Genomic DNA, 1,133 nt, shown 5'->3' on the forward strand with positions numbered 1-1,133 from the left:
AATCGGCGATGGCCCCGGCACGTAAACCGTTTCCAAGGCTTAAGCAGGTATCATATTTTCTAAGAATCTCAACAACCCTGTCAAACTTTTCATAGAGCGGATTTTCCTTTTCATTGGCGAGCATCCAGCCGACCATTAATGCTCCACCTTTTGAGACCAGTCCCCCAAAGCGATATCCCTGCTTGTTAAGTCGCTCAATTGCATAAAGGTTGATTCCACAGTGAACGGCCATAAATGCAACTCCATCTGTACACTGGCGCTCAAGAACCTCGAATAGCAATTCCTCGGTCAGCTTATTTGGGTCACCATAGCGATCGATTGCTTCGCTGAAAGCCTGATATAGGGGGACGGTGCCCACGGGTAAAGAAGTCGCTGCGATAACTTCTCGCCGGACCAAATCCAAATCGCCGCCAACGCTTAACTCCATCAAGGTATCTGCACCGCTTTCCTGCGCGGCTAGTGCTTTTCTAACCTCAAAATCGATATCATTGATATCGGTTGATGTGCCTATACTCGCATTTACCTTACTCGTAAGGCCCTCTCCGACACCAACTGGGATTGAACCATGCCTCCGCCCACCAATTATGACAATCGTGCCGTTTGCCACCCGGTTGCGAATAATATCCGGTTCAATATTCTCATTCCTGGATATCTCGCGCATTTCCTCGCTAATGTCGCCTTCTCTTGCCAATTCAAGTTGCGTTCTCATATTTACCTCCATATTCTCTCGTGTGCATAGCGCCGAAGAACATAACGCTAAAAAATACAAAAAACCTCAAGCCTTTTTGACTTGAGGTTATCGACCAGATAAGTCCCCAGTTGCCGTATCTTTGGCGGACGAAAGATTTATCGGCATATCTAGGCAGGTCTTCTGGCTTCGGGATCATCCTAGCGCCTGCACCTTCCCATCCAGCTAATTTTTCCTGGATGGTGGATATTTTACAGGTTTCGTCCTCCGTCACAGCGGCGGGCCCACGCCGGAATTTCACCGGCTTCCCTATTCTCCCTTTAATCGGGCACCTAGATATTGGCGAGTATGTGATTTTATAGTTACAGAATATATAACATCCTGGTTGGGCCGTCAAGTTTACGGCTTTCTGTATGCGACTTAAATCCCTTTACCAAATTTAGGG

The 1,133-nt window shown here is 47.5% G+C and carries 1 protein-coding gene and 1 riboswitch; the gene reads right to left on the minus strand.

Annotation, left to right across the window (positions count from 1 at the left end; all coding sequences use genetic code 11):
* Positions 1 to 709, minus strand: a 709-nt coding sequence (locus COY37_RS07040) for a phosphomethylpyrimidine synthase ThiC (protein WP_286976981.1), incomplete at its 3' end; no start/stop codon positions are given.
* A gap of 135 nt (positions 710 to 844) precedes the next feature.
* A riboswitch (cobalamin riboswitch) is annotated at positions 845 to 1,039 on the minus strand.
* Between the last annotated feature and the right edge of the window lie 94 nt (positions 1,040 to 1,133).

The sequence above is a fragment of the Candidatus Aquicultor secundus genome (assembly GCF_002791875.1).
GTDB classification, from domain to species: Bacteria; Actinomycetota; Aquicultoria; order Aquicultorales; family Aquicultoraceae; genus Aquicultor_A; species Aquicultor_A secundus.